The sequence below is a fragment of the Rickettsia monacensis genome (assembly GCF_000499665.2).
Taxonomy (GTDB): Bacteria; Pseudomonadota; Alphaproteobacteria; order Rickettsiales; family Rickettsiaceae; genus Rickettsia; species Rickettsia tamurae.
Genome location: NZ_LN794217.1, coordinates 1,324,611 through 1,347,119 on the forward strand (window position 1 = coordinate 1,324,611; position 22,509 = coordinate 1,347,119).

Below are 22,509 nucleotides of genomic sequence, written 5' to 3' on the forward strand. Positions count from 1 at the left end.
CCAATTTTTCAAATAAAACGAGTATACTCACATGTTTAAAACTTTTAAACCGATAGAAATAGTCGGCGAAGAGGTAGTCTTTTTGATTCCTCTACTTCCATCGGCTAGATAATCGGAATAAACCTTTGCAGTAATTCTAACACAATCTTTCGCATATGTCACCCTAATAGTTCGAGTAAGCAAATTTGGAGATCGTCTAGAGAGATCAATACGTGCACCAAAGCCTATAGTCCAATTTTCCGCTAGCTGATAATTTATGTCCCCATAAAATTGTCGCACTCTATTATTTGAAACCTTTATACTTTCTACGGAATAATATTTTTTAAGATTGGTAAGCTGAATAAAACTACCTAGAAAGTTAATCTTATCATAGTTAAAATTTCCTCCCACTTCATCTTTAATAAGTCTGAAATATCTATCTTTCCGAAAGCTATAAAACACTTCTAAATTATTAGAAAGATTACCTAGAATCTGCCCTACATTTTCCGTATCATCAGCAGGCAAATCTATACTATATCTTGTATTACGCGACTGTCCTAAAAATAATTTTAAATAATTTTCTTCTTTAGCAATACTAGTATTTAAGCCATAACTTAATCTATTACCGAAATCATGGCAATCAATACCGCTATAACGGTTGGATAAAAAGATATTTTTTTCGGATAATTCATATTTAGCAGGATCAATTATAACAAATTTTTTATCTTTCTTAGATAGTTTACGTCCCATAGTAAAAGAAACTACCGGCTCAATAAGTAAATTTATCGTTTTTGTTATATTACCTACTAACGGATAACGCCATAAAGTTTGCAATTCCGGTATATTCCTTTGAAATGATTTACTTTCTCTCGGCTTATCTAAATAAGCCCGTCTAGCAAGATAAAAATCGCCTCTATCTTTTGCTACAAAATCAAAAATTTGCCCTGAAGAAGTCAACACATTATGCATAAAGGATAATTGTAAAGAGGTTCTAGCAAGTTGTTTTCCTATTCTTTCTTTGTACATTAACATATTATTTTCAACAACGATATGGCTGTTGTCATTATCATTCAAATTTATCACGTTTTTTGTATTGATTTTCGGTAATATTAGAGGATCGGTATATTTACTATCATTACTACCTAAGCCTTGAAAACTTAACCCTTCCGCCGAAAAATAATCAGTCTCATGAATTTTATTTAAGAATATTTTAGAAGTTAAATATGAAGCGTAGTTATTATAATAATTTTTTAAATAAGCTTTATCCGATGTACGTTCCACCCTGAAACCGTAATCATAAACTTTATCGGTACTAATAAAATTACCGCTTGCTATATAATGATAAGAAGAAACTTTTTTATTTTTCACTACACTTCCGTCTTTTTTTAGAAAATACGGTAATTTACCGTAACTACCTTGAAAATTCATATTATCGGTATCATTCGGGCGATAGCGTGCTTCTAGCTCATAAGTTTGATATTTACTAAAAATCCTTGGAGTGAGAGTAAAATCCATATTAGGTTTTGCACGTAGATATAGAGGGATACCAAACCCTTTATTTTTGACGTCAGGCACTAATAATCCGGAAGTTGCAGGTGCTGTAGGAGTCGGATGGGAAAAATACGGTAAGTAAAAAATCGGTACGCCATATACTTCAAAAAATACGTTTTTATAAACTACTCTATGTTCTTCGGAATGAATATAAGTATCCTTAGCAGCAATTTGCCAAATAGGGTTTCTATTACAAGTAACATCGCAAGGGGTAAATTCGGCATGGTGCAGCTTAAGATTATTTTCATCTATTCTTTCGGCAAGTTTAGCAATTAAAAGATTATTATCACCGGGAAACAAAATGAATTCCGATATGATACCTTTCTTAAATTCATCTTTTAAAACCGCTTTGTCCCCCTCTATTATCCGGTTTTGTTTATCCTTAATTCGGATATTACCTTCTACCCATAAAATATTGTTTTCTATATCATAAAGTAAATTATCTGCCGTTAATAAATACTCATCCGTGATAATTCTTATATTACCTTTAGCATATATCAAATCCTGACTTTCATTATACTCTACGAAGTCGGCTATCATATTGCTTATTTTAATATTTTGACCATTCTTAGAAAGATGGGCAAAACTTACCAAAGAAAATATTATGATAATAAGCAAGCATATTATTCGTAGTAGCATTAGTAGCATTTATATTAATAAATATAATTTTTATTAGTAAAAAATAATAGCAAGCTATTAGCAATATATCAAATAATAAAAAATTTTGCTTGCTCTTTTGCAGTGCAAGGTTATTCTATGGAGATGATAACCGTCATTGCGAGTGGACATTGTTGCGTGGATCGATTCCACTACTGTCATACCGTGGTCAAGCCACGGTATGACATCAGAACGTTTTTCAAGAACCATGCAACAAAGCCACTCTCAGCTCAAAAAACCAAGTACTAATAAAATGCTAGACAATTTCATTGCAAATCAAGCAACTAAAGAGTTTTCAGTTAGTGAGATTTCTAATAAAATTAAAGAATTATTAGAAAATAATTTTGGCTATATTAAGGTAAAAGGAGAAATTTCAGGTTTAAAAATAGCAAGCTCAGGTCATGCTTATTTTAACTTAAAAGAAAATACCGCTATTTTAGCCTGTACTTGCTGGCGCCCTATTCTTGCTAAAATCAAATTTCCTTTAAATGACGGTATGGAAGTGGTGATTAGCGGCAAGCTTTCAAGCTATGCAGGTAATTCACGCTATCAATTATCGGTAGATAATTTGCGACCTGCAGGACTTGGTACTATGTTGCAAATTCTAAATGAACGCAAAGCTCGTTTAGAAAAAGAGGGACTATTTAATAAGAAACGTATTCCTATACCTTTTTTACCTGATAAAATAGGCGTTATCACTTCAATAACCGGTGCTGTTATTAAAGATATTATTCATCGCATTCGCGAACGTTTCCCGACTCGGATAATAATATGGCCGGTTAGCGTACAAGGCGAAAATTCCGGCAATGAAATTGCTGAAGCAATTAAAGGATTTAACAATTTAGAAGAGATAAATAAACCAAGTGTTATAATTGTTGCTAGAGGTGGCGGTTCTATAGAAGATCTTTGGTCATTTAACGATGAGATATTAGTACGTGCCGCTTATAACTCAAAAATTCCTATTATTTCCGCAGTAGGTCATGAAGTGGATTATACTTTAATAGATTTAGCAGCCGATAAAAGAGCTCCGACGCCAACTGCTGCCGCAGAATTTGCCGTACCGGTACGATCTATTTTAAATAATACTCTACAATCTTATGAAAAAATATTATTGAATAATACTAGCCGGTTAATTAAATATCACGAACAAAATATAGTAAATTACGATAAAATACACAGATATCTCTCTCACTATATAAATAATAGGCAACAATTACTAGACGAAACCGGTTTTAATTTACTAGATGCTTTACCGTGCTTTATTGAACTACAAGAAACAAAGCTTAAATCTTTTTCTAAAGAAAGAGTTAACCCTGCTAAAATACTCAATTACAAAACATTAGAATTAACACATCAAACAGCTTATCTATCAAAATCGGCAAATAATACTTTGAAAAATTTTGAGTATAAATTAGAATTAAATAGCACGTTACTTGCAAGCCTTGATTATCATAACGTATTGAAACGAGGTTTTGCTATAGTTAAAGGAGAAACGGGTAATTTTTTATCTTCTAAAATTACTGCTGCAAATGAAAAAATTTTTAATATTAAATTTTCTGACGGCGAAATTAAAGTAGTTCGTAATTAAAAATATCATCCTGTGGCTTGACCACAGGATCTTGTATCACAGACTGTATACTGAGATCCCGCAATCAAGTTGCGGGATGACATTTAAAATTACTAGATCCCTGCTTTCGCAGGAATGACAAAACATAATTCTAAAAAAATACAGACCATGAAAATTTTAAAGCTTTTTATTTTTATACTTCTCATTTCTAAAAATTTTTATGCTTTGAGCATAGGTACGAACGAACAACAAGCAATTTTAGAATGCGAAGGGACAACCGATAAAAAAACTTTAATAAATGCATGGTATGTAAATGAGCCTTACCAATACTTAATTGCTACTTCAAACGGTCGCACTACCGTTTCCGGTATGGATATAGAATTAATTAACGCTATTGCCGCAAAAATAGGTATCAATATTGATTATAATCAAGATAGTTGGTATCAAGATCAATTAGATATTCAAAGCGGCAATGCCGATATGGCTGCAGGAGCTACTTATACTACTGAGAGAAGTAACTACGCTCATTTTTCAAAACCTTATCGCTTAGAAGAACTATCATTATTTATTATTGAACCACTTGCCAAAAAGTTAAATTTTCAAAATGTTAATGAACTAACAGCACAAATACGCTTATTTAATCTTCATTTAGGAATAGTGAAAGGTACCGTATACGGAGACCCTAAATTTACGGATTTTTTATATAATGAGAAAAATCGGGATATAATTGAAATATATCAAAATGATATAGAATTAGTAAACGGAATAATAAAGAAAGAAATTGACGGTTTTATTAGTGATCGAATAGTCGGTTCCGTTAATATACTCGGAAGAACGATAGACAGGAACATATTAGAAGTTCCTTTAAATATTAAAACTCCTATACATTTGATGTTTAGCAAAAAAACCGTATCTTTAAATATAATTGAGCAATTTAATTTTGCGATAGATGATTTTCTTACAAGTAACGAATATAAAAAAATTATTAAGACATACATATACCATATTCTATTACCTAAATCTATAGATTCTCGTTGGTGTCATATTATAGGATTACTTGGCTGCCTTGCTTTTGCTTTTTCAGGAATTATTTTAAGTAGCAGAAAAAATAGTACTTTATTCGGTACATTTTTATTTGCAGTATTACCGTCTATTAGTAGCTGTATAATACTCGACTTAATAGCAAATCATGATACCGGACATTTAAACTTCTATTTTACTCCTTCTTATTTCTATTATATATTTGTAGTAGTTTTACTTGGTTTTACAATTATTAAATTATTCAGCTATTATAGTAAACAGATTGCTGAAGATAATTATTTAGAACAATCACTAAATAATATAGTAGCAATTTGCGATTCATTCGGACAAGCAACTTTTATAATTATAGGAGTTGCAATGGTTATTATTCACAAAATCAAGCCTCTAAGTTTTTGGGGACCGTTTTTTGCTTTTATTACAGCTAATTGCGGTACGATATTACGAGATTTTATTATGAAAGAACATTCAATTAAGAGAATATCAAGAGGAGTGAGTATTGAAATAAGTATATTATGGGGTATAGCCTTTAGCGTATTATTAGATATGTACGGCAGTAATCCAAATTACAATACCATAAAATATTCAATGATTATAGTAATTTCCGGAGCATTCATTACTAATCTTTTAGCTTATCATTCTGGTTTTCTTGAGTGGCGATTCCGTAATGAAAACACAAGCTTAGAAAAACAAACATGAAGATAGTTACTTGGAATATTAATTCCATAAAAACAAGACTTAATTTATTGCGTAATTTTTTATCTAAAGAAAATCCGGATATTTTATTATTGCAAGAAATAAAATGCGAAACCGAGAAATTTCCTTTTGATGAATTATCCGATCTACCTTATAATTTTTATGTTCACGGACAAAAATCATATAACGGCGTTGCTATAATTTCAAAATTTCCTGCCGATGAAATAATTAAGGATTTTCCGAATAATTACTACAGTGATCAAGCAAGATTCTTAGAAATAAAATTATCATTACCTATAGGATTCTGTAATATAATCTCGCTCTATGCTCCTAACGGTTCATTTATCGGTAGCGATAAATTTGTAGCAAAGCTAGCATTTTATGATAATTTTATTAATTATCTATCAACTAAAAAATCTTTTGACGAAAAAACTATCATTGGCGGTGATTTCAATATTGCACCGTTCGATATAGACGTATATTCACCTAAGCTACTTGCTGAAACTACTTGTTTTACTGAGATTGAACAAAAAAAATTACGTACTATTCTAAATTCCGGGTTTGAGGATTTATATAGATTGATGCATCCGAGTAAACAAGAATTTTCATGGTGGGATTATAGAGCCGGGTGTTTTGAACAAAATAAAGGTATGAGGATTGATATGATCCTTGGTTGTAATAATACTATTGACTATTTAGAAAGTTGCTATATGGATTATAATTTAAGGACTCAAGAAAAACCTTCAGATCATATACCGGTAATTGCGAGTTTTAAAAATAGTCAGTGAATGTCATTGCCTGCGTGGATACCAGACCGTCATTACGAGGAAAAACTGCAAGTTTTGACGAAGCAATCTCATGCTAAAGTCCTGAGATTGCCACGCTCCTTTTAGTCGCTCGCAATGACGATTTGCTATCCATGCAACAATACCTACGAAAATGACATAAATCACTTTTTAAGAAATAAATATATGTCTCCAAAATTCATGAAATTTTACGAAAAATATATGACGATTATCGGTACAATCGGCAATTTTATGTTTTATGTACAGGCTCACAAGATTTTCACCTGCAAATCTTCAGCTTCCGTTTCTATGCACGCCTTTACTATAAGTGCTATTGCTCTTTGTAGTTGGCTTATATACGGCATATTAATAAAAAATACACCTATTATAATAGCAAATATAGTATTATCGGGGCATTATTAGTTCTCTTAACCATAATAATATTTAATAATGACTAAGAAAATCATTACTTTAGTTGGTCGTCCGAATGTAGGCAAATCAACGCTTTTCAATAGATTAAGCATACGTAAAAAAGCTATCGTTCACGATTTGCCGGGCGTCACTAGGGATAGAAAATATACAGAAGGCAAAATTGGCTCTTTTGAATTTTTGTTAATTGATACCCCAGGACTTGAAGAGAATCCTGATAGTATGGGAGAGAAGTTAATGGAACAGACTACTAAAGCAATTTTAGAAGCAGATTTAATTTGCTTTATGGTTGACGGTAGAAGCGGAATATTGCCCGATGATAAGCTACTTGGTAGCTTTGTTAGAAAATATAATAAGCCTGCTATATTGGTAGTTAATAAATGCGAGAAAGCTTTTGATTTTGATAAAGAGTACTACAAATTAGGGTTTGATAGTATGGTGGCTATCTCTGCCGAGCATGGCACAGGCTTAATTAATTTATATGACGAGATTATTGCCAAGTTACCTGAAGAAGAATCAATCGAGACAAATATAGCCGATCCAATTAAAGGAGATTGTTTGCAGATAGTAGTTAGCGGCAGACCCAATGCCGGAAAATCTACTTTTATAAACGCTCTTATTAATGATGAAAGATTATTAACCGGTCCTGAAGCCGGCATTACTCGTGAATCAATTAAAATTGATTGGCAATACAAAAATAATCATATTAAATTAATCGATACGGCAGGGCTTCGCAAAAAATCTACTATTACAGAATCTTTAGAAAAATTATCGGCATCAGATACTATTAACAGTATTAAATTTGCTAATACCGTAATCTTAATGATTGATGCTTTAGCCCCTTTAAAACAGCAAGATTTAAATATTGCAAGCCATGTGGTAAATGAGGGAAGAAGTATAGTTATAGTAGTGAATAAATGGGATTTAGTTAAAGAATCCGAAAAAGAAGCATTTCAGGAAGAATTTTATTATCAGATAAATACTCATCTGCCTCAGGTTAAAGGGGTACCAGTTCTATTCATTTCAGCAATAAATAAACAAAATATAGAGCAGGTTTTAGATGCTTGTCTTAAAATCTATAAAATTTGGAATAAAAAAATAACTACCAGCAAATTAAATGAATGGCTTAATTTTACTACGGAAGCACATCCACTACCTCTACAAAAAGGCGGTAAAAGAGTGCGTGTAAAATATATGGCTCAAACAAAAACCCGCCCACCTACTTTCAAATTATTCTCTAATAACCCGGAAAAAATTACCGATAGCTATACTCGTTATCTAGTAAACAATATGCGTGAGGCTTTTGACATGCCGGGCATTCCTATTAGATTCACTTACGTAAAAACTAAAAATCCTTATGTGTAATTTAAAATTAATTAATTTACAAAATTTAAATTTACGTATATACTTGTTTATACAATAAACAAGTATATTATTATCAAAGTCAAATTAAAAAATGGGGGAATAATTTAGGTATTAGAATACCTAAATATTTAGCTGGAAAATTACATGTTAGTGAAGGCACATTAGTTAATTTAAAATTAACTAATAACGGTTTAATTATTAGCACAGAAGAATCTGAATTAGATATATTACTAAATAATATTACTGACTCTAATCGTCATCATGAATTATTAAGTAATGATTAAGACGAAAGGTAATGAAACATGGTAAATTATATACCTGAAAAGGTGATATAGTTTGGCTTGATTTTGCACCACAAAAAGGTAAAGAAATTCAAAAGACACGCCCTGCGGTTGTACTAGCCCTTACAAATATAATCTTAAAAGCGGTCTTGCTTTATTTGCTCCTATTACTAGTCAAATAAAAAATTATCCTTTTGAAGTAATAATAGATTTTCAGCAAATAAAGGGGGCGGTATTATGTGATCAAATTAGATCAATGGATTTCAAAGTACGTAAAGCAAATAAAATTCTAACATTAAATAAAATACTTATAAATGAAATAATATATAAATTAAAATTACTTTTATAAAATATTCATTCTATAGTTAATATAAACTTTTTCCCTTAGTATTATATTTTGTAGTATAATACTTATTAGTATAGAAAGCAATAGTATAGAGAAACTGCTAGAAAACTTGTTAGTTGATTATCAAGCCGCCTGATTGTTCCAAACACTATTAGATTGACTCGTAATTAGTACACTTTAACCAAGCTGTAAATTAGATAAGTTCTCTATTCCAACTACACTTATTTTTTCTGTTTTTTTATATGTATTATTCCCGGCATTATGGTACTGCATCCTTGTAATTTCATAATGATACTTGGAATTTACAATATAATTTTAATCAAATAATAACAAGATTTTCTATGTTCCTCTACCGGATTTTCCTATCTCTCTTTGTCTTTTAATACCTTACTTGTATGCAGTCCTACCGCTTCTTTATCTTTACTAAATTAACTATAGTTTCTGCTAATACTCCTAGAACTTTCGGGTCTGATAATAATTTTAACGCCGGCACTATAATTTTACCGTATTCATGTTTGCTAAATTTATCGGCAATTTTAATTAATTCAGGTGCATGTTTGCCGGCTATCTTTACTAATTTTTCACCGTCTAATTTTAATTGTTAATAGTTCAGGAAGGTTTTTTTCAATTATTTTGCTTATTTCCGGATTATGATTTTTAATTTGTATCAAAGTACTAATCAATTCCTTTACCTCTTTTACCTTTTCTTCTTTTGATTTCTCTTCCTTTGGAAGTGACTTAATTAACTGAAATTTTTGTATTATATCGGCAACTTTATCGCTATCGGCAAGAGCGAGGCTTGCAAGTTTAGTAATTGACGGTAGAGCATCTTTTAAAAAAGGCGTAGATGCATCTAGTGCCTTATGTATAAACTTCGGATCTTTCCCTTTTGACTCTATTCTTTCCGTTACTTTAGGATGTTTTAAAACATCTAGTATACCCTGTTTATTACCATCTAAATATCGCGGTAATTCTTTTTCTAAAACAGGAGATAAATTATCAATAATTTTTTTGGCATTTTCAACTAACTCTGCTATTTGAGGCTTTTTTCCTTTTAATAACTCTTTTTTAGTTTCAGTATCTAACCCTTCCATATTTAGGTTAATTTTAGTCCAACACTGATTTTCTTTAAGCTGACTATAAGCTTTTATAGCTGAAGGAGTACTTTCAATTAATTTTTCGCTAGAATTTGCAAGTAGTGCTACTGTATTTGCAATTAATTCAGGTTTAGCGATTTTTTGTGCTTTATTATTTATTATATTTTCCATAATCTAAACTAACCCCTTTTGATTATCAGGATTTTTTAAAAATTGTACTAAATCATGATTAAGAAGGGGTTTTACTTTATCTGAAGTAATAATGTCATGTATATTTTTAATATAGCACCTTGAGATGACTCGTTTTTTTTGTTTAATATTCTTATATATTTCTTGTACTTTTGGGTTTAAATCGCTTTCTAGTGCTTTAGATATTAAATCTACTCCTAGTGTAGATAATTCTCTGATAAATTTAGGAGTTATTTTGTCTAATACATTTATTTTTTCTGTTTCGGAAGTTTGAAAGTTTTTTATTATTTTGCTAAGCCTCTTATTAAAAATAGGCGTGAGAAGATATGGGATAACTTTAGATTGTAAAAGTGTTTCTTTTGAGCTATTGGATATAGTTTCGGAATGTAAAACAGAAGCACATTTTTTTATAAGCGATTCTGCATCTGCTATTATCTTGCAACCGGCTTCAATAGAACCTACATTAGTGGTAGCACTTCTCGCTTTTCTGAGGTTATTAAGCTCCAGTGCAAGATCAGGTAAGAGAAGCCTCCCATGTAAATTGCAATGCACTAGGAGCATTCCCGACTGCTTGGATAACACTTTGTATTATACCTAAATTATCTTTATTAAGATCTAGATATCGTTTATTTAACTCATCATATTTTTTATTACCTGTTTCAGCCCCAAGAGCTAAATATCCAACTTGAACCCACGAAAGGTTTTTATATTCTTCATCAAGCTGTTGCCTTATATTATAATGGATTCCTGCTCTTGGCTTTTAGACATTTAAATACCTTTATATAATTTAATATTATTTAACTATAATTATTTAAAGGTTTATAAAATTTTACTTTTTAGTTTTTGTGAATTTTTAAAGTCATGGTTATCTTGCAATAGAATTTTTACTATAATTCTTCCCTTTCATTCAAAAAGTCTCTAGGTTTTGTGGACATTTGATTAATGATTATAATTATGAGATATTTTTAAGCAAAAATTAATAAGATTTTTGCCGGAATAGCTACTCATATTTCAAAAAAATCTTATAATTTGCAGCAAAAAAGAGTCATAATTATGATTATTCTATTAAATGTCTACAAAACCTAGATCTATACTAACCTCTCCACATAATGAAACAATATTATCTATTATCTTTGGGTCTATATTTGGATTGTTGCACACTGTATTTTTCTTAAGCCAGTTAGGGTCATGGTAATAGGAAGGCTTTGGCCATAGCTCGATGATTTTTGGTAGAGGCTCTATTTTTCTAATACCAGTCCGATACCCAGGCATTAAAGCTTTAACCGGCATCCACCCTACATCACCGATAAAATATATTTCCGAGTAATGCCAAATCAATTTAACCTTATTATTTGTATCCACAAAGATTTTATAATATTCACGTTGTACATCATTAAGAAATTCCGTTGCTATAAGCAATATATCGGGATGCGTTTCTATACTTACTAAAGCTATATTTTCTAAGTTTTCGGGGCATTGAACAATTCTATCTGAAGCCGTTAATTTCTTAAACTCTTCTTCTCCTATTTTTTCTTTTAGGCTACTTTTGTATTCTTGCTCTTTATCTGAAGGAAATACTAATTTATTATTTTTACAATCAACCAAAAAAGGAGTTTCAATAACATATTTAATAAATAAATCTTTTAGTTTCATAATAATAAATTTCTTAATATATAAGGCTATAATATTAATAATTTTTATATGTCAAATAATATCCTCTAGGCTATCTAGGTAATGCTTTACCAGTCGTAACAACTTCGCTTCAGGGCTTAGATTTTTCACTGCCCATTTTTTAATCCAAGGTTCGGCAAGCTGCCACATATTAACATTACCGTCTAACTGTCTGCCTATCCCTTCCACCATTATCAAAGTCTTTTGTAATAGCAACAACTCCGGTTGTACTTCCATGCCGAAATCTTCCGTGATTTTAAATAAATGTGCAAGCAGCTTACCTATGGAAATATTTTTCGTTGGCATACCTACTATAGGCTCGGTGACTGCTCTACAACTTTGAGCGAATAAATCTAAATCGGTATTTGATGGGATGTAGCCAGCTCTTAAATGTACTTTAGCAACTAATTTATAATCACGTTTTAAAAAGCCGAATAGACTTTCGGCAACGGCTAAACGATCTTTTTCTTTAAGTCTGCCCATAATACCGAAATCGAGTAGAATTATCTTACCTTGCTTGTTTACTAAAATATTTCCTGCATGTAAATCAGCATGAAAAAATCCGTCTCTATAGGCTTGATTGAAAAACATTACGGCAAAATCCTGAGATATTTTTGCAGGTTCTAATCCCATTTCCTTTAGTAGTAAAGTATCATATATAGAAGTTCCGTCTAACCACTCGGTGGTTAGTATATTTTCTGATGTTAAATCCCAATATATTTTAGGGATTATTACATTAATATCATTACGCATATTGTCCATAAGCTCGGAGCTAGCTGCCGCCTCTAAACGTAAATCAAGCTCAAATTTCATAGTTTCATGAAATTTATCGACTACTTTAGTCGGTTTTAGCCTTTTTGCTTTAGAAAATTTTGAGATAATTTTTGCAAGAAAATATAACAGCTTAATATCTCTATTATATTTTTTATGAATATCAGGACGCAAAATTTTTACCGCAACATATTCACCGGTTATAAGTTGTGCTTTATGTACTTGCGAGATTGAAGCAGCGGCGATTGGGGTATCGTCGAAGTGTGAGAAAGGGATGGCGTCATGACTACTCTCTCTTATGTCATTCCCGCGTAGGCGGGAATCCAGTATTGTTTTTTCTGGATCCCCGTTTTCACAGGGATGACATAATGGAGTGCGAGAATGACATAAAAACTCCTTCGTTATCAACTTTCTAGCCACCCCACCATCAAACGGAGGTAGCTTATCTTGCAATAACCTTAAATAATCTGCTATTTCTGCTCCTACTAAATCGGCTCTTGTCGAAAGAGTTTGTCCGAATTTTATATAAATAGGTCCAAGATCGCTTAAACAATCTATTAAGCGTTTGCCGTAATCTTCCCGTGATTTTTTTATTAACGAGACCGGAGCAAAAAATAAGGCTAATATATAACCGATAAACCTGAAATATTTAGGGCTTCTTAAATCAATTAAGATTTGCTTTTTACTGATGATACGAAAAATACGTATTAAATTAAAAAAATTACTTATCATATTTTATATGCACTGTGAATAGCAACTATTCCACCGCTCAAATTTTTATAACCGACTTCCTCAAAACCGGCTTCTTTAATCATTATTCTAAACTCGTCTTGTGAGGGGAATAAATCTATACTTTCGACCAAATATTCATACGCCTCTTTATTACCCGCTATCATTTGACCAATACTCGGTATAATATTCAATGAGTAGAATTTATAGAAATCTTTTATGTACCCTTCCTTTACTTTTGAAAACTCAAGACATATAAACTTACCCATCGGTTTTAGAATTCTATAAGCTTCTTTTAAAGCTTTATTAATGTCAGGTACGTTTCTAATGCCGAATGCTATAGTATAATAATCGAAACTATTATCCGGAAACGGTAGTTCTTCAGCACTTGCTACAGTAAATTTAAGGTTCTGAAATAAATTAAGATCAATTGCTTTTTTCTTAGCTTGCTTTAACATTTCTTCATTAATATCGCTTAAAGTTAAAGCGATATTATTACCTCTATCTCTTGCTTTTTTAACAAGCTTTAAAGCAATATCACCGCTACCGCTAGCGACGTCTAATATATGAGATTTAAAATTTGGGATTTGCCTAATAAATTCATCTTTCCATAAACGATGTAATCCAAAACTCATTAAGTCATTCATTAAATCATACTTATCAGCGACGTTAGAAAAAACGTTATTTACTAAACCTTGTTTTTTAGTGTAGTCTACTTTTTTAAAGCCAAAATTTGTTTGGTTCATAGTTTTTTATTATAAATATTAGTATCAAATGCCGGAACTTCCTGAAGTAGAAACTCTTAAAAACTCCCTAAAAGATAAGCTAATCGGGCTTATTATAGAAAATGTAGAGTTAAAAAGAGATAATTTACGTTATAAGCTATCCTCGCTTTTAGCTACAGAAATCTCAAATACTAATATACTGGATGTTAGGCGTCGTGCAAAATATTTAATTATAGATTTTAATAATGATTATTCTTTAATAGTTCATCTAGGCATGAGCGGCAGATTTACTCTGCAATCTGCTAATTATAAAACTCAAAAACACGATCATGTGATTTTTGATTTAAATAACTGTGAAAAGCTAATTTTTAATGATACTAGACGATTCGGAATGGTTTATAGCTTTAAAACTAATTTCTTGGAAAAAGAATTTTTCAATGATTTAGGAATAGAACCGCTTTCTGATTCATTGACGCTAGAATATTTAAAAAACAAGCTAAAGATTAGAAAAATACCGATAAAAAACTTGATTATGGATAATAAAATTATAGTTGGAGTCGGTAATATTTATGCTTCCGAAAGTCTTCATTTAGCTAGAATTTATCCGGATAAATTAGGTAACGATTTAAATGACGATGAAATAGAAAGTTTAATTAAATCGATTAGAGAAGTATTAGCTAAAGCTATAAATGCCGGCGGTACTACTCTTAAAGATTTTGTAAACGGCGATAACAAACCTGGCTATTTTACCCAGCAACTTACGGTTTACGGTAGAGAGGGACAAAATTGTTTAAGCTGCTCTAACACTATTATCAAGACAAAACATTCAGGCAGGAGTACTTTTTATTGTAAAACTTGTCAATATAGTTAATTCACTTGACATATTGTTTAAAACTATTTATATAGCTCTCTATTGCTCACTCAATTAATAGTTATAAAAATATGAAAGTAGACTCCTTGCATAACCTATCTTATAAAGAGGAATTTGAAGGAGACACGAAACGCAGCACCGCAACGTACAAAAAGGTACGAGAGGATGCGAGTATCGGATCGACGTACAAATTACCTTTAGAAAGAGGTTATGCAAGGAGTCTAATAAAGCCGGTGATTATGTCAGGAGGCAACGGTAAAAGACTAAGGCCTTTGTCATCTAAGGATAAACCGAAACAATTTAAAAAAATATTGAGTGATCTAACTTTACTTCAGCAAACATTAAACCGAAATAAATTTTTAGGGCAACCTACTGTTATTACTTCCAAAAAATATGAATCAATCACTAAAGAACAAGCAGCAGAAATAGATGTAGAAATAGAATTAATTACCGAGCCTTTACAAAAAAATACTGCCGTTTGTGCCATTATTACGGGATTATCGGCTAAAACACAAGGATTTGATATTGTAGTGTTACTACCTTCAGACCATCATATAGCGGATAATATAAATTACCTTAATACTATAAATAAGGCTTTACATTATGTTAATGAATTCGGTATTTGCACTATAGGTATTCCTATAAATGTTATAAGTGCCGAGTATGGCTATATAAAAACAGGATTATCAATTGCAGAAAATGTTTATCTAGTTGATCATTTCATTGAAAAACCTATATTAGAGCAAGCAAAAAAACATTTTCAAAGTAATGAATATTTTTGGAATTCAGGAATTTTTGTATACGATATTAACTTCTTCTTAAACTTAGCAATGAACCTTCAACCTGATTTATTTTGTATTGCAGAAAAAGCATTTAATACTGCTGTAAAAAATAAGAATAGTTTGGCAATAGATGATGAGGCTTATAATGAAATCGAAGCAATTTCTATAGACAATGCCATAATGGAATATATTTCGGGAATGGTCATGATAAAAGCCTATTTTGCTTGAAACGATCCTGGTACTTGGCATTCCTTATTACAGGTAAAACACCGGAATATAAACGATAATTATTGCGAGGGAAACGTAGTAACAAGTAATACCACAAACTCTTTCATTAGTTCTAATAATAAATTAACCACCGTAGTAGGTCTTGACAATGTCATAATTATCGATACTATGAACGGTCTTTTGGTTGCCGATAAATCAAAAATGAATGATCTAGAGAAAGCTAAAATCCTATTTACCGCTCTTTTTAACGGAAAATCTGATTCATCACCAAATTATGAAATATATGAAAAAGCTTTTCTAAATAATATTTTATCTTCTGAAGAAATAAAATTAGAAATTATGAAAGGAAATAACGAAGCTTGTTATATTCTTGCTAAAACTTACGAAATAATTAATCGTAATCCCCAAGATGAATATAACTCTATGTTATTAACATTGATTGGAAGTAAATTAGGAAATACAGAATGTACACAGCTTGTTTATTCATATCCTACAAAATATACAAGCTTTGAATATACTGTTAACAATTTTATTCAAAACTATATAGGACAGCTTAATATCACTTTTGATGATGCTATATTATCAGCTGCTTACTCCGATACTTTAAATACTTCAATGTTAGGAGACCCAAATTATAATAATATGTATAACCCTGGTTGAACACATATTATTACATAATTTACTGCTAATATTCAAGGCTATTGACATAGTATTATTGCTTATATATTCTATTTTTATGAGGCTTAAACCTCATCATTAAAATATAGCTAATCTTATAAACTTCAAAAATCTGTAAGTTATAGGAACAACTTAGATTCATTTTAGTTGAGTTACAACATGGAAAATACTACAGAAGAACAAATAATAATATCTGAATTCAAAAATGATGAAGACATGGATGAAGAAGAGAAAAGATTAAAAGCAGAAGATTCACGGAAGCGACTTAAAGCAATACTAATAACATTTGGTATTATTTTGACCGGTTTTTTAACTTTTATTTATTTCTTTTTTAATTACATAGAAGAAAAAGCGGAAGAATACAAAAAACAGCAACAACAAGAAATTCAAAACACTAATAAGAGTTGAATATTAGATTACCACACTTCTCCTTTAATTATGGTCTTGTTGCATAACTGCTATGTCATTCCAGCAAGGCATTGTTGCGTGAATACCACCCCGTCATTGCGAGCGACTGCAAGGAAGGAGCGCGGCAATCCAGAAAAAATAATAAAAAAATTCTGTAAATCAGAATTTTTTACTGGATTGCTTCGTCAATTACTTACGTAATTTCCTCGCAATGACGGAAAAAACGATCCACGCAGGCAATGCCTGCTCGCAATGATTATTTTTATACTGCCTTAAGTTTAGATTGCTTGAAATTAGTTTTATCAAAATCATAGATAAAATCTTTAATAATAGGTACTATAAACTGCTTAAATTTACTTCCGCTAAATACCCCGTAATGCCCTGCCCCTTTTTGTAAATGGTATCTTTTCATTGATTCAGGTATATTTGAACAAAGTTTTAAAGCAGCTTTTGTTTGCCCTACCGCTTGCAATATCATCTAATTCCCCTTCAATACCGAGTAAAGCACATTTAGTAATATGTTTTAAATTGATCGGACGCTTCTCAGAAACTAATTTAACCCCGATTATGGATAAGGAATAGAGAGGAAGGAAGGTTGCAAGAGTTATTAAACCTTATATAAATAGGGCACTGAAGGAATAAAATAAAGGTTTAATAACATGTGTAAATATACTACAATATTTTGTATAGTAGATAAATTTTGTAAAATTTATGAGAAATGGGTAAAACATCAATTGCTGAAAAGTAATAAGCAAAGATTTAGAGAAGGTAAGCTTTCCTTAAGTGAAGAACTCTCAATAATGATTTTTACCATTTTAGTGCATATAAACATTTAAAAGCTTATTACCAAAACTTTATTATTAATGGTAATTTGTTCAGGAATCCACCTTGTTATGAGAGATTTGTTCAGCTTATTCCTTCATTATTTCTGCCATTGATTGTGATGTTACATTACTTAAGTGGGAAAAGAACGGGAATTTATTATGCAGATTCCACACATTTTGCAGTATGTAAAAATATCAGAATTAATTCTAACAGAACTTTTAATAATCTTGCAAAAATGGGACGTAGTTCTGTCGATTGGTTTTTTGGATTCAAGCTTCATATGATAATCAATGATAAGGGAGAAATTATTGCTGTTAAAATTACCAAAGGTAATGTTGATGACAGAATTGCATTTGAAGCAATGGTTATCAAAAAGGTCTAAAAGGTAAGTGTTATGATGATAAGGAGTTTATTTCAGAAAAAATGTTTACAAAACTTTATAAGCAAAGTTTAATTGTAAAAGTAAAGAATTGATCTGACAGTTAAGGATTGTTGGGTACGAAGAAAAAAGATAAGATAGTACCTGGCAAGTTTTAACAACCTACTAAAAAGGAGACTGTCAGATGACAACATATCAAGAAAAAATCATAAAGCCAAGAATCGGTTTATTAAAACTCGCTGAACAATTAGGGAATGTATCACAAGCTTGCAAAGTAATGGGTTATAGCAGGGATACATTTTATCGTTACAAAGAGCTCCATGATCAAGGTGGGGAGAGGGGGAAGCTCTATATGAGATGGCTAGACGTAAAGCTTGCATTAAGAATCGTGTGCCCGCAAATATAGAGGATGCTGTAGTTAATATAGCTGTTGAATTTCCAGCATTTGGTCAGGAACGTGCTGCTAATGAATTACGCAAGAGTGGGATAATCATTTCTGGTGGCGGAGTTAGATCTGTGTGGTTACGTCATGATTTAGAAAGTTTCAAAAAACGTCTAAAAGCTCTAGAGACTAAAGTAGCAAATGATGGTATTGTTTTAAGTGATAATCAACTTGCTGTTCTTGAAAAAGTTAAAAACCAACGTGAAGCTAGTGGTGAAATAGAAACTATGCACCCTGGCTACCTTGGTTCACAAGATACTTACTATGTTGGTAATATTAAAGGCATAGGCCGTATTTATCAGCAAACTTTTGTCGATACCTATTGAGGAGTAGCTATTTGTAAACTCTATACCGAAAAGACGGCTATTACAGCTGCAGACCACTTAAATGATAAGGTTATTCCATTCTTTGCAAACCATGATATCCCTCTGCTTAGAATATTAACTGATAGAGGTACGGAATATTGTGGAAAACCAGAAAACCATGCTTACCAACTATATCTTGGCATTGAGAATATCGATCATTCCAAAACTAAAGCATATAGTCCTCAAACCAACGGTATCTGTGAGCGTTTCCATAAAACTATGCAGGAAGAGTGCTATCACATTCTATTCCGCAAAAAATTTTATAATTCACTTGATGAATTGCAAACAGATATAGATAACTGGCTTGTGAGTTACAATAATGCAAGACCTCATTCCGGTAAACATTGCTTTGGTAAAACACCAATGCAATCTTTTACAGATTCACTTTATATTGCTAAAGATAAAAATATTGGTAATATTGGTAATATAGATAAAAATATTGGTAATATAGAGAGAATATCAGACAATTTGATGATTGCCCATCAAGCTGCCTGATTACTCAACTCTGTCAGATTAAGTCGTAACTTGTACATTTTAATATTACTCCTTCCAGACATCGATCACCTATTAATTTCTTTACTTCTCTATTCTCTGCTCTTATTGCTTACCAACTTAAACCTAATAAACCATGTATTTCTTATCCATAATCGGGGTTATTTTACCTCTTGCTAGCGAAAATTGTTGGAATACTTCATCTATAGTTTGTAAGTAAAACTCTGCCGGCATATCCATACCTGCTAAATACTCATCATAAAATTTAATTATGATCGGCTTTTTTATAATCAGAATTTAATAAACTTTGCCATAATTCTAAATGTGAATCTATATGACGGAATAAGTTTAAACTCATAAAGCCAGCAAGTTGGAGGAATCCAGGATATACTTTTCTTCCATGTCCGGGATAGTTTGGCGGCACCTGCATTGTAACCATTTTGCAGGACCATTCTAAACTTTTACTTTGAGCGAATTCATTAACTGCCGTGGGATTTTTTCTAACATCTATAGGACCGCCCATCAAAATCATCGAACTCGGCACATTTGGACTATTACTCTCCTACATTAAGCTAATGGCGGCAAGCAGTGGAACAGTAGGTTGGCAAACTGCCATAGTGTGAACATTCGGTCCTATAAAATTGATAAACTCCATTACGTAATCAATATAATCATCCATATCAAAATGCCCTGCTTCAAGCGGTACATAACTGGCTTCCGTCCAATCTGTAATATAAATATCGGTATACGGTAATAATTCTTATACGGTTGATCTTAAGTAAAGTAGCGTGATGTCCCGCCATGGGTGCTACTATTAATAATTTAGGTAATTCTTTTTTCCTATTTTCTGAAAATGCCTTAGTTCACAAAAAGACTTTTTTAGTATAACTTTTTCATTAATGTTATAGGTTTTATCATCAATAATTATTTCAACAATATTAAATTCAGGTTTTTCATATTTTCTAGTCATGCGTTCACAAAGCGTTAAATAAGCATGCATAATTCTTGCAAAACCGTTATCTTCTAGAGACTCATGTTCATATGCTTCTTTTAGAATTTTTATACCTAAATGCATTGGAGCAATTTGTGCTCTAAGCCCCTCTAACATATAATATGTATAATTAGTACTTAAATCACAGTTAATCATAATTTATCCACAAATTTAAAAATAATTAATATATCTAGTTTAGCATCAAAAATTTCATAGTAACATTAATTTTAGGATTCACGGCTTAAATTTTTATAAATGCGTGATAATAATGGTCTATATATAAGTATGTTTATTTTTTCTTCTTGTTTTGCTTAGGAATCAATGTTTATCAATATTATACCATATACTCTCCACCACTTCTTTTGTTGGTTTTTTACAAAATATATCAACCTTATTTCAGATAATTCTCAAAATCCTTATTTTCTTCTGCCAACCTATTAGCCATATTCCAATCTATTTCAGATTTTTCTCTAGCAAGGATTAATATTTCACTATCTTCAGGAAATTCCATATTTATTAAAATAAAACCTATCCCATGCCTAATACATAACATTTCGAGTTCATGCCTAGTATCGGACCTAATTTCGTCTAGAATAGGTGCGACTAAATAACCATAATGTGCCCATGATGAATTTGATAAAGCCTGAAAAAAAGACTCTCTTACATTACTACGGCTTATTTTCTTTTTTACTTCAAAGGACCAAAGCCTTGCTTGTTTTCCTCCATAATATTTAGCACAATCTTTAATTAGCAGACTCCATTTTTTATTAAGAACTTCCATGCCTACCCAATCAGGATGTAACCATATATTACTTCCGGCTCCTCGTTTGTTTGAAGAAAAATTATGTTTAATTTGCATATTATAGATACCTAATTCATCAAGATATAATTCAAGTACTTCATATGCTTCTTCTTCAGTTATATTATTTTCTTTGCTTACTTTATTTTTAAGGTTTGTTACTTGTTCATTATTAATTTGATAATCAGGATTTTGACTATAGTACAACCTTACTTGAGGTTCTGACTCTATTCTAATATTAGGCTTTGATTTCCACTCATTAAACCTACCTCTACTAATTTCACCTGCATAAGCCTTTATAACTTCCTTAATTTTTTCTTCTTGAGTTCTTGCTGCTATTATCCTCTTATTTCTATTGCCGCCGCTTTACGTCTAGCTTCTTCAGGATAATTTTCTACAAGCCATTCTGCTATTTTGTAGGGGGTAAATTTCTGATCTTCATGTTCTTTTAAAAAACCAATGATGGCATTTTTGCGATTAAATTCCATATTAAATATACTAATAATTGAAATACTATAAAATATACATGTTATTTTAAAAATTTCAACTTTAAATTATCAATCTTGATGATTTTATAAAGTATTATTTATATATTTTTCAAATTTAGAAAATAATGTTTTGAAGTTATGAGTAATAACATTTGCCACTTCTTTTGATGTGATATTTTTGAGTTCGGCAACTTTTTCAGCGACATACCTAACAAATGCCGGTTCGTTTTGTTTGCCTCGCATAGGCGTAGGAGCTAAGTAAGGAGTGTCGGTTTCTATTAATAACCTATCAAGCGGTATATATTTAACTATTTCCTGCAAATCGGTTGCATTCTTGAAAGTTATAATACCGGACATTGAAATATATAAACCGATATCTAGCATTTTTGTTGCTAGATTTTTTGATGAGGTAAAACAATGGATTAGCCCAGGAAATTTACTATTACGCATTTCCGAGGTTAAAATATCAATAGTATCTTCGTCTGCTTCTCTTGTATGAACAATAATAGGTAGGTTTGTGCTAGACGCCGCATGTATATGTGCTACAAACGAATCTTGCTGTAATTTTTTATCGTAAGGCTGATGATAATAATCAAGCCCCGTTTCACCGATTCCGATAATTTTTGGATGCTGGGTTAGCATAATAATTGCCTCAGCGTCATTGCAATGACTAATAAAAGAATTCACTTCACACGGATGCACCCCAACACTCGCAAAAACATTTTCATATTTTTCAGCTATCTCTAAAATAATCGGTAAATCTTCAATTTTAGTGCAGATAGTTTGCATATACTGCACATTATTTTCTAATGCTCTTTGAATGACAGAGTCTAAATCCGTATCTTTGGTAAGTAAATTAAGGTGACAATGTGAATCTATTAACAT

General features: G+C 31.4%; 20 protein-coding genes and 6 pseudogenes. 15 read left to right on the plus strand and 11 right to left on the minus strand.

Annotated features, from left to right (window positions below; all coding sequences use genetic code 11):
• Window positions 1-27: 27 nt before the first annotated feature.
• The gene (locus RMONA_RS07065) at window positions 28-2,169 is read right to left on the minus strand and encodes an LPS-assembly protein LptD (RefSeq protein ID WP_023507936.1); all 2,142 of its coding nucleotides are present in this window, start codon (window positions 2,167-2,169) and stop codon (window positions 28-30) included.
• A gap of 271 nt (window positions 2,170-2,440) precedes the next feature.
• Here RMONA_RS07065 and xseA point away from each other — a divergent pair, with 271 nt between their 5' ends.
• From xseA to RMONA_RS09480, 8 genes and pseudogenes are all read left to right on the plus strand, one after another.
• The gene (gene xseA, locus RMONA_RS07070; RefSeq protein ID WP_037231537.1) at window positions 2,441-3,775 is read left to right on the plus strand and encodes an exodeoxyribonuclease VII large subunit; all 1,335 of its coding nucleotides are present in this window, start codon (window positions 2,441-2,443) and stop codon (window positions 3,773-3,775) included.
• 147 nt (window positions 3,776-3,922) lie between these two features.
• The gene (locus RMONA_RS07075) at window positions 3,923-5,491 is read left to right on the plus strand and encodes a transporter substrate-binding domain-containing protein (RefSeq protein WP_037231524.1); all 1,569 of its coding nucleotides are present in this window, start codon (window positions 3,923-3,925) and stop codon (window positions 5,489-5,491) included.
• Entirely contained in the window at window positions 5,488-6,276 is a 789-nt protein-coding gene (xth, locus tag RMONA_RS07080) for an exodeoxyribonuclease III (protein ID WP_023507933.1), read from the plus strand. Before RMONA_RS07075 ends, xth begins: the two co-directional genes overlap by 4 nt.
• A gap of 183 nt (window positions 6,277-6,459) precedes the next feature.
• Window positions 6,460-6,731 (plus strand): annotated as a pseudogene (locus RMONA_RS07085) (SemiSWEET family transporter).
• Entirely contained in the window at window positions 6,724-8,067 is a 1,344-nt protein-coding gene (gene der, locus RMONA_RS07090; RefSeq protein WP_023507931.1) for a ribosome biogenesis GTPase Der, read from the plus strand. Before RMONA_RS07085 ends, der begins: the two are co-directional and overlap by 8 nt.
• Before the next feature lie 116 nt (window positions 8,068-8,183).
• Complete coding sequence (locus RMONA_RS08940; protein WP_242402871.1) at window positions 8,184-8,351, plus strand: AbrB/MazE/SpoVT family DNA-binding domain-containing protein; 168 nt, start codon at window positions 8,184-8,186, stop codon at window positions 8,349-8,351.
• An 86-nt stretch (window positions 8,352-8,437) separates the two neighbouring features.
• Window positions 8,438-8,697 (plus strand): annotated as a pseudogene (locus tag RMONA_RS11580) (type II toxin-antitoxin system PemK/MazF family toxin).
• A 392-nt stretch (window positions 8,698-9,089) separates the two neighbouring features.
• Complete coding sequence (locus RMONA_RS09480; protein WP_037231520.1) at window positions 9,090-9,299, plus strand: hypothetical protein; 210 nt, start codon at window positions 9,090-9,092, stop codon at window positions 9,297-9,299.
• Here RMONA_RS09480 and RMONA_RS10655 read toward each other — a convergent pair.
• The 5 genes from RMONA_RS10655 to ubiE form a co-directional block, all read right to left on the minus strand.
• Entirely contained in the window at window positions 9,276-9,962 is a 687-nt protein-coding gene (locus RMONA_RS10655) for a hypothetical protein (RefSeq protein WP_023507930.1), read from the minus strand. The genes RMONA_RS09480 and RMONA_RS10655 overlap by 24 nt on opposite strands.
• A 3-nt stretch (window positions 9,963-9,965) precedes the next feature.
• Window positions 9,966-10,541 carry a hypothetical protein gene (locus tag RMONA_RS10660; RefSeq protein ID WP_023507929.1) on the minus strand — a complete coding sequence of 192 codons (576 nt, stop codon included), beginning with the start codon at window positions 10,539-10,541 and terminating at the stop codon, window positions 9,966-9,968.
• Window positions 10,542-11,045: 504 nt separating this feature from the next.
• A complete protein-coding gene (locus tag RMONA_RS10665) occupies window positions 11,046-11,633 on the minus strand; it encodes a hypothetical protein (protein WP_023507928.1) in 588 nt (195 codons plus the stop codon).
• 51 nt (window positions 11,634-11,684) lie between these two features.
• On the minus strand, window positions 11,685-13,154 hold the full coding sequence (gene ubiB, locus RMONA_RS07125) for a 2-polyprenylphenol 6-hydroxylase (RefSeq protein WP_023507927.1): 1,470 nt from the start codon (window positions 13,152-13,154) through the stop codon (window positions 11,685-11,687).
• A complete protein-coding gene (ubiE, locus tag RMONA_RS07130; protein ID WP_023507926.1) occupies window positions 13,151-13,897 on the minus strand; it encodes a bifunctional demethylmenaquinone methyltransferase/2-methoxy-6-polyprenyl-1,4-benzoquinol methylase UbiE in 747 nt (248 codons plus the stop codon). Before ubiE ends, ubiB begins: the two co-directional genes overlap by 4 nt.
• Window positions 13,898-13,925: 28 nt before the next feature.
• Between ubiE and mutM the strand changes: the two genes are divergently transcribed.
• The 5 genes and pseudogenes from mutM to RMONA_RS11585 all read left to right on the plus strand — a co-directional run.
• Complete coding sequence (gene mutM / locus RMONA_RS07135; RefSeq protein ID WP_023507925.1) at window positions 13,926-14,747, plus strand: bifunctional DNA-formamidopyrimidine glycosylase/DNA-(apurinic or apyrimidinic site) lyase; 822 nt, start codon at window positions 13,926-13,928, stop codon at window positions 14,745-14,747.
• 71 nt (window positions 14,748-14,818) lie between these two features.
• A complete protein-coding gene (locus tag RMONA_RS09845) occupies window positions 14,819-15,757 on the plus strand; it encodes a sugar phosphate nucleotidyltransferase (protein ID WP_023507924.1) in 939 nt (312 codons plus the stop codon).
• A gap of 168 nt (window positions 15,758-15,925) precedes the next feature.
• Window positions 15,926-16,417 (plus strand): hypothetical protein, encoded by a 492-nt coding sequence (locus tag RMONA_RS10670; protein WP_023507923.1) that lies wholly within the window; start codon window positions 15,926-15,928, stop codon window positions 16,415-16,417.
• A gap of 177 nt (window positions 16,418-16,594) precedes the next feature.
• The gene (locus RMONA_RS07155; RefSeq protein ID WP_023507922.1) at window positions 16,595-16,843 is read left to right on the plus strand and encodes an RP671a family tick cell line-upregulated protein; all 249 of its coding nucleotides are present in this window, start codon (window positions 16,595-16,597) and stop codon (window positions 16,841-16,843) included.
• Between the two features lie 82 nt (window positions 16,844-16,925).
• Window positions 16,926-17,110: pseudogene (locus RMONA_RS11585) on the plus strand (zinc ABC transporter substrate-binding protein); the annotation flags it as partial.
• Here RMONA_RS11585 and RMONA_RS11315 read toward each other — a convergent pair.
• Window positions 17,106-17,400, minus strand: a pseudogene (locus RMONA_RS11315) (alpha/beta hydrolase family protein); the annotation flags it as partial. The pseudogenes RMONA_RS11585 and RMONA_RS11315 sit on opposite strands and share 5 nt — an antisense overlap.
• Window positions 17,401-17,786: 386 nt before the next feature.
• Between RMONA_RS11315 and RMONA_RS07165 the strand changes: the two are divergent.
• Window positions 17,787-18,050 (plus strand): transposase, encoded by a 264-nt coding sequence (locus tag RMONA_RS07165; RefSeq protein ID WP_023507103.1) that lies wholly within the window; start codon window positions 17,787-17,789, stop codon window positions 18,048-18,050.
• Between the two features lie 181 nt (window positions 18,051-18,231).
• Window positions 18,232-19,349 (plus strand): annotated as a pseudogene (locus RMONA_RS07170) (IS481 family transposase).
• A 162-nt stretch (window positions 19,350-19,511) separates the two neighbouring features.
• On the opposite strand, the pseudogene phaZ reads toward RMONA_RS07170, so the two are convergent.
• From phaZ to RMONA_RS07185, 4 genes and pseudogenes are all read right to left on the minus strand, one after another.
• Window positions 19,512-20,493 (minus strand): annotated as a pseudogene (phaZ, locus tag RMONA_RS07175) (polyhydroxyalkanoate depolymerase); the annotation flags it as partial.
• 235 nt (window positions 20,494-20,728) lie between these two features.
• Window positions 20,729-21,343 carry a hypothetical protein gene (locus tag RMONA_RS07180; RefSeq protein WP_023507916.1) on the minus strand — a complete coding sequence of 205 codons (615 nt, stop codon included), beginning with the start codon at window positions 21,341-21,343 and terminating at the stop codon, window positions 20,729-20,731.
• 131 nt (window positions 21,344-21,474) lie between these two features.
• Complete coding sequence (locus RMONA_RS09725) at window positions 21,475-21,624, minus strand: hypothetical protein (protein ID WP_023507915.1); 150 nt, start codon at window positions 21,622-21,624, stop codon at window positions 21,475-21,477.
• Window positions 21,625-21,708: 84 nt separating this feature from the next.
• Window positions 21,709-22,509 (minus strand): TatD family hydrolase, encoded by an 801-nt coding sequence (locus tag RMONA_RS07185; RefSeq protein WP_023507914.1) that lies wholly within the window; start codon window positions 22,507-22,509, stop codon window positions 21,709-21,711.

Bases quoted from the DNA above. Each gene is read 5' to 3' on its own strand.
- RMONA_RS07065 (WP_023507936.1), bottom strand. From the start codon at position 2,169: ATGCTACTACGAATAATATGCTTGCTTATTATCATAATATTTTCTTTG.
- mutM (WP_023507925.1), top strand. From the start codon at position 13,926: ATGCCGGAACTTCCTGAAGTAGAAACTCTTAAAAACTCCCTAAAAGAT.
- RMONA_RS10660 (WP_023507929.1), bottom strand. From the start codon at position 10,541: ATGCTCCTAGTGCATTGCAATTTACATGGGAGGCTTCTCTTACCTGAT.
- der (WP_023507931.1), top strand. From the start codon at position 6,724: ATGACTAAGAAAATCATTACTTTAGTTGGTCGTCCGAATGTAGGCAAA.
- RMONA_RS07165 (WP_023507103.1), top strand. From the start codon at position 17,787: ATGTTACATTACTTAAGTGGGAAAAGAACGGGAATTTATTATGCAGAT.
- RMONA_RS09845 (WP_023507924.1), top strand. From the start codon at position 14,819: ATGAAAGTAGACTCCTTGCATAACCTATCTTATAAAGAGGAATTTGAA.
- RMONA_RS07155 (WP_023507922.1), top strand. From the start codon at position 16,595: ATGGAAAATACTACAGAAGAACAAATAATAATATCTGAATTCAAAAAT.
- RMONA_RS10670 (WP_023507923.1), top strand. From the start codon at position 15,926: ATGAACGGTCTTTTGGTTGCCGATAAATCAAAAATGAATGATCTAGAG.
- RMONA_RS10665 (WP_023507928.1), bottom strand. From the start codon at position 11,633: ATGAAACTAAAAGATTTATTTATTAAATATGTTATTGAAACTCCTTTT.
- RMONA_RS09725 (WP_023507915.1), bottom strand. From the start codon at position 21,624: ATGGAATTTAATCGCAAAAATGCCATCATTGGTTTTTTAAAAGAACAT.
- ubiE (WP_023507926.1), bottom strand. From the start codon at position 13,897: ATGAACCAAACAAATTTTGGCTTTAAAAAAGTAGACTACACTAAAAAA.
- RMONA_RS07185 (WP_023507914.1), bottom strand. From the start codon at position 22,509: ATGTTAATAGATTCACATTGTCACCTTAATTTACTTACCAAAGATACG.
- RMONA_RS10655 (WP_023507930.1), bottom strand. From the start codon at position 9,962: ATGGAAAATATAATAAATAATAAAGCACAAAAAATCGCTAAACCTGAA.
- xseA (WP_037231537.1), top strand. From the start codon at position 2,441: ATGCTAGACAATTTCATTGCAAATCAAGCAACTAAAGAGTTTTCAGTT.
- ubiB (WP_023507927.1), bottom strand. From the start codon at position 13,154: ATGATAAGTAATTTTTTTAATTTAATACGTATTTTTCGTATCATCAGT.
- RMONA_RS09480 (WP_037231520.1), top strand. From the start codon at position 9,090: ATGCAGTCCTACCGCTTCTTTATCTTTACTAAATTAACTATAGTTTCT.
- RMONA_RS07075 (WP_037231524.1), top strand. From the start codon at position 3,923: ATGAAAATTTTAAAGCTTTTTATTTTTATACTTCTCATTTCTAAAAAT.
- xth (WP_023507933.1), top strand. From the start codon at position 5,488: ATGAAGATAGTTACTTGGAATATTAATTCCATAAAAACAAGACTTAAT.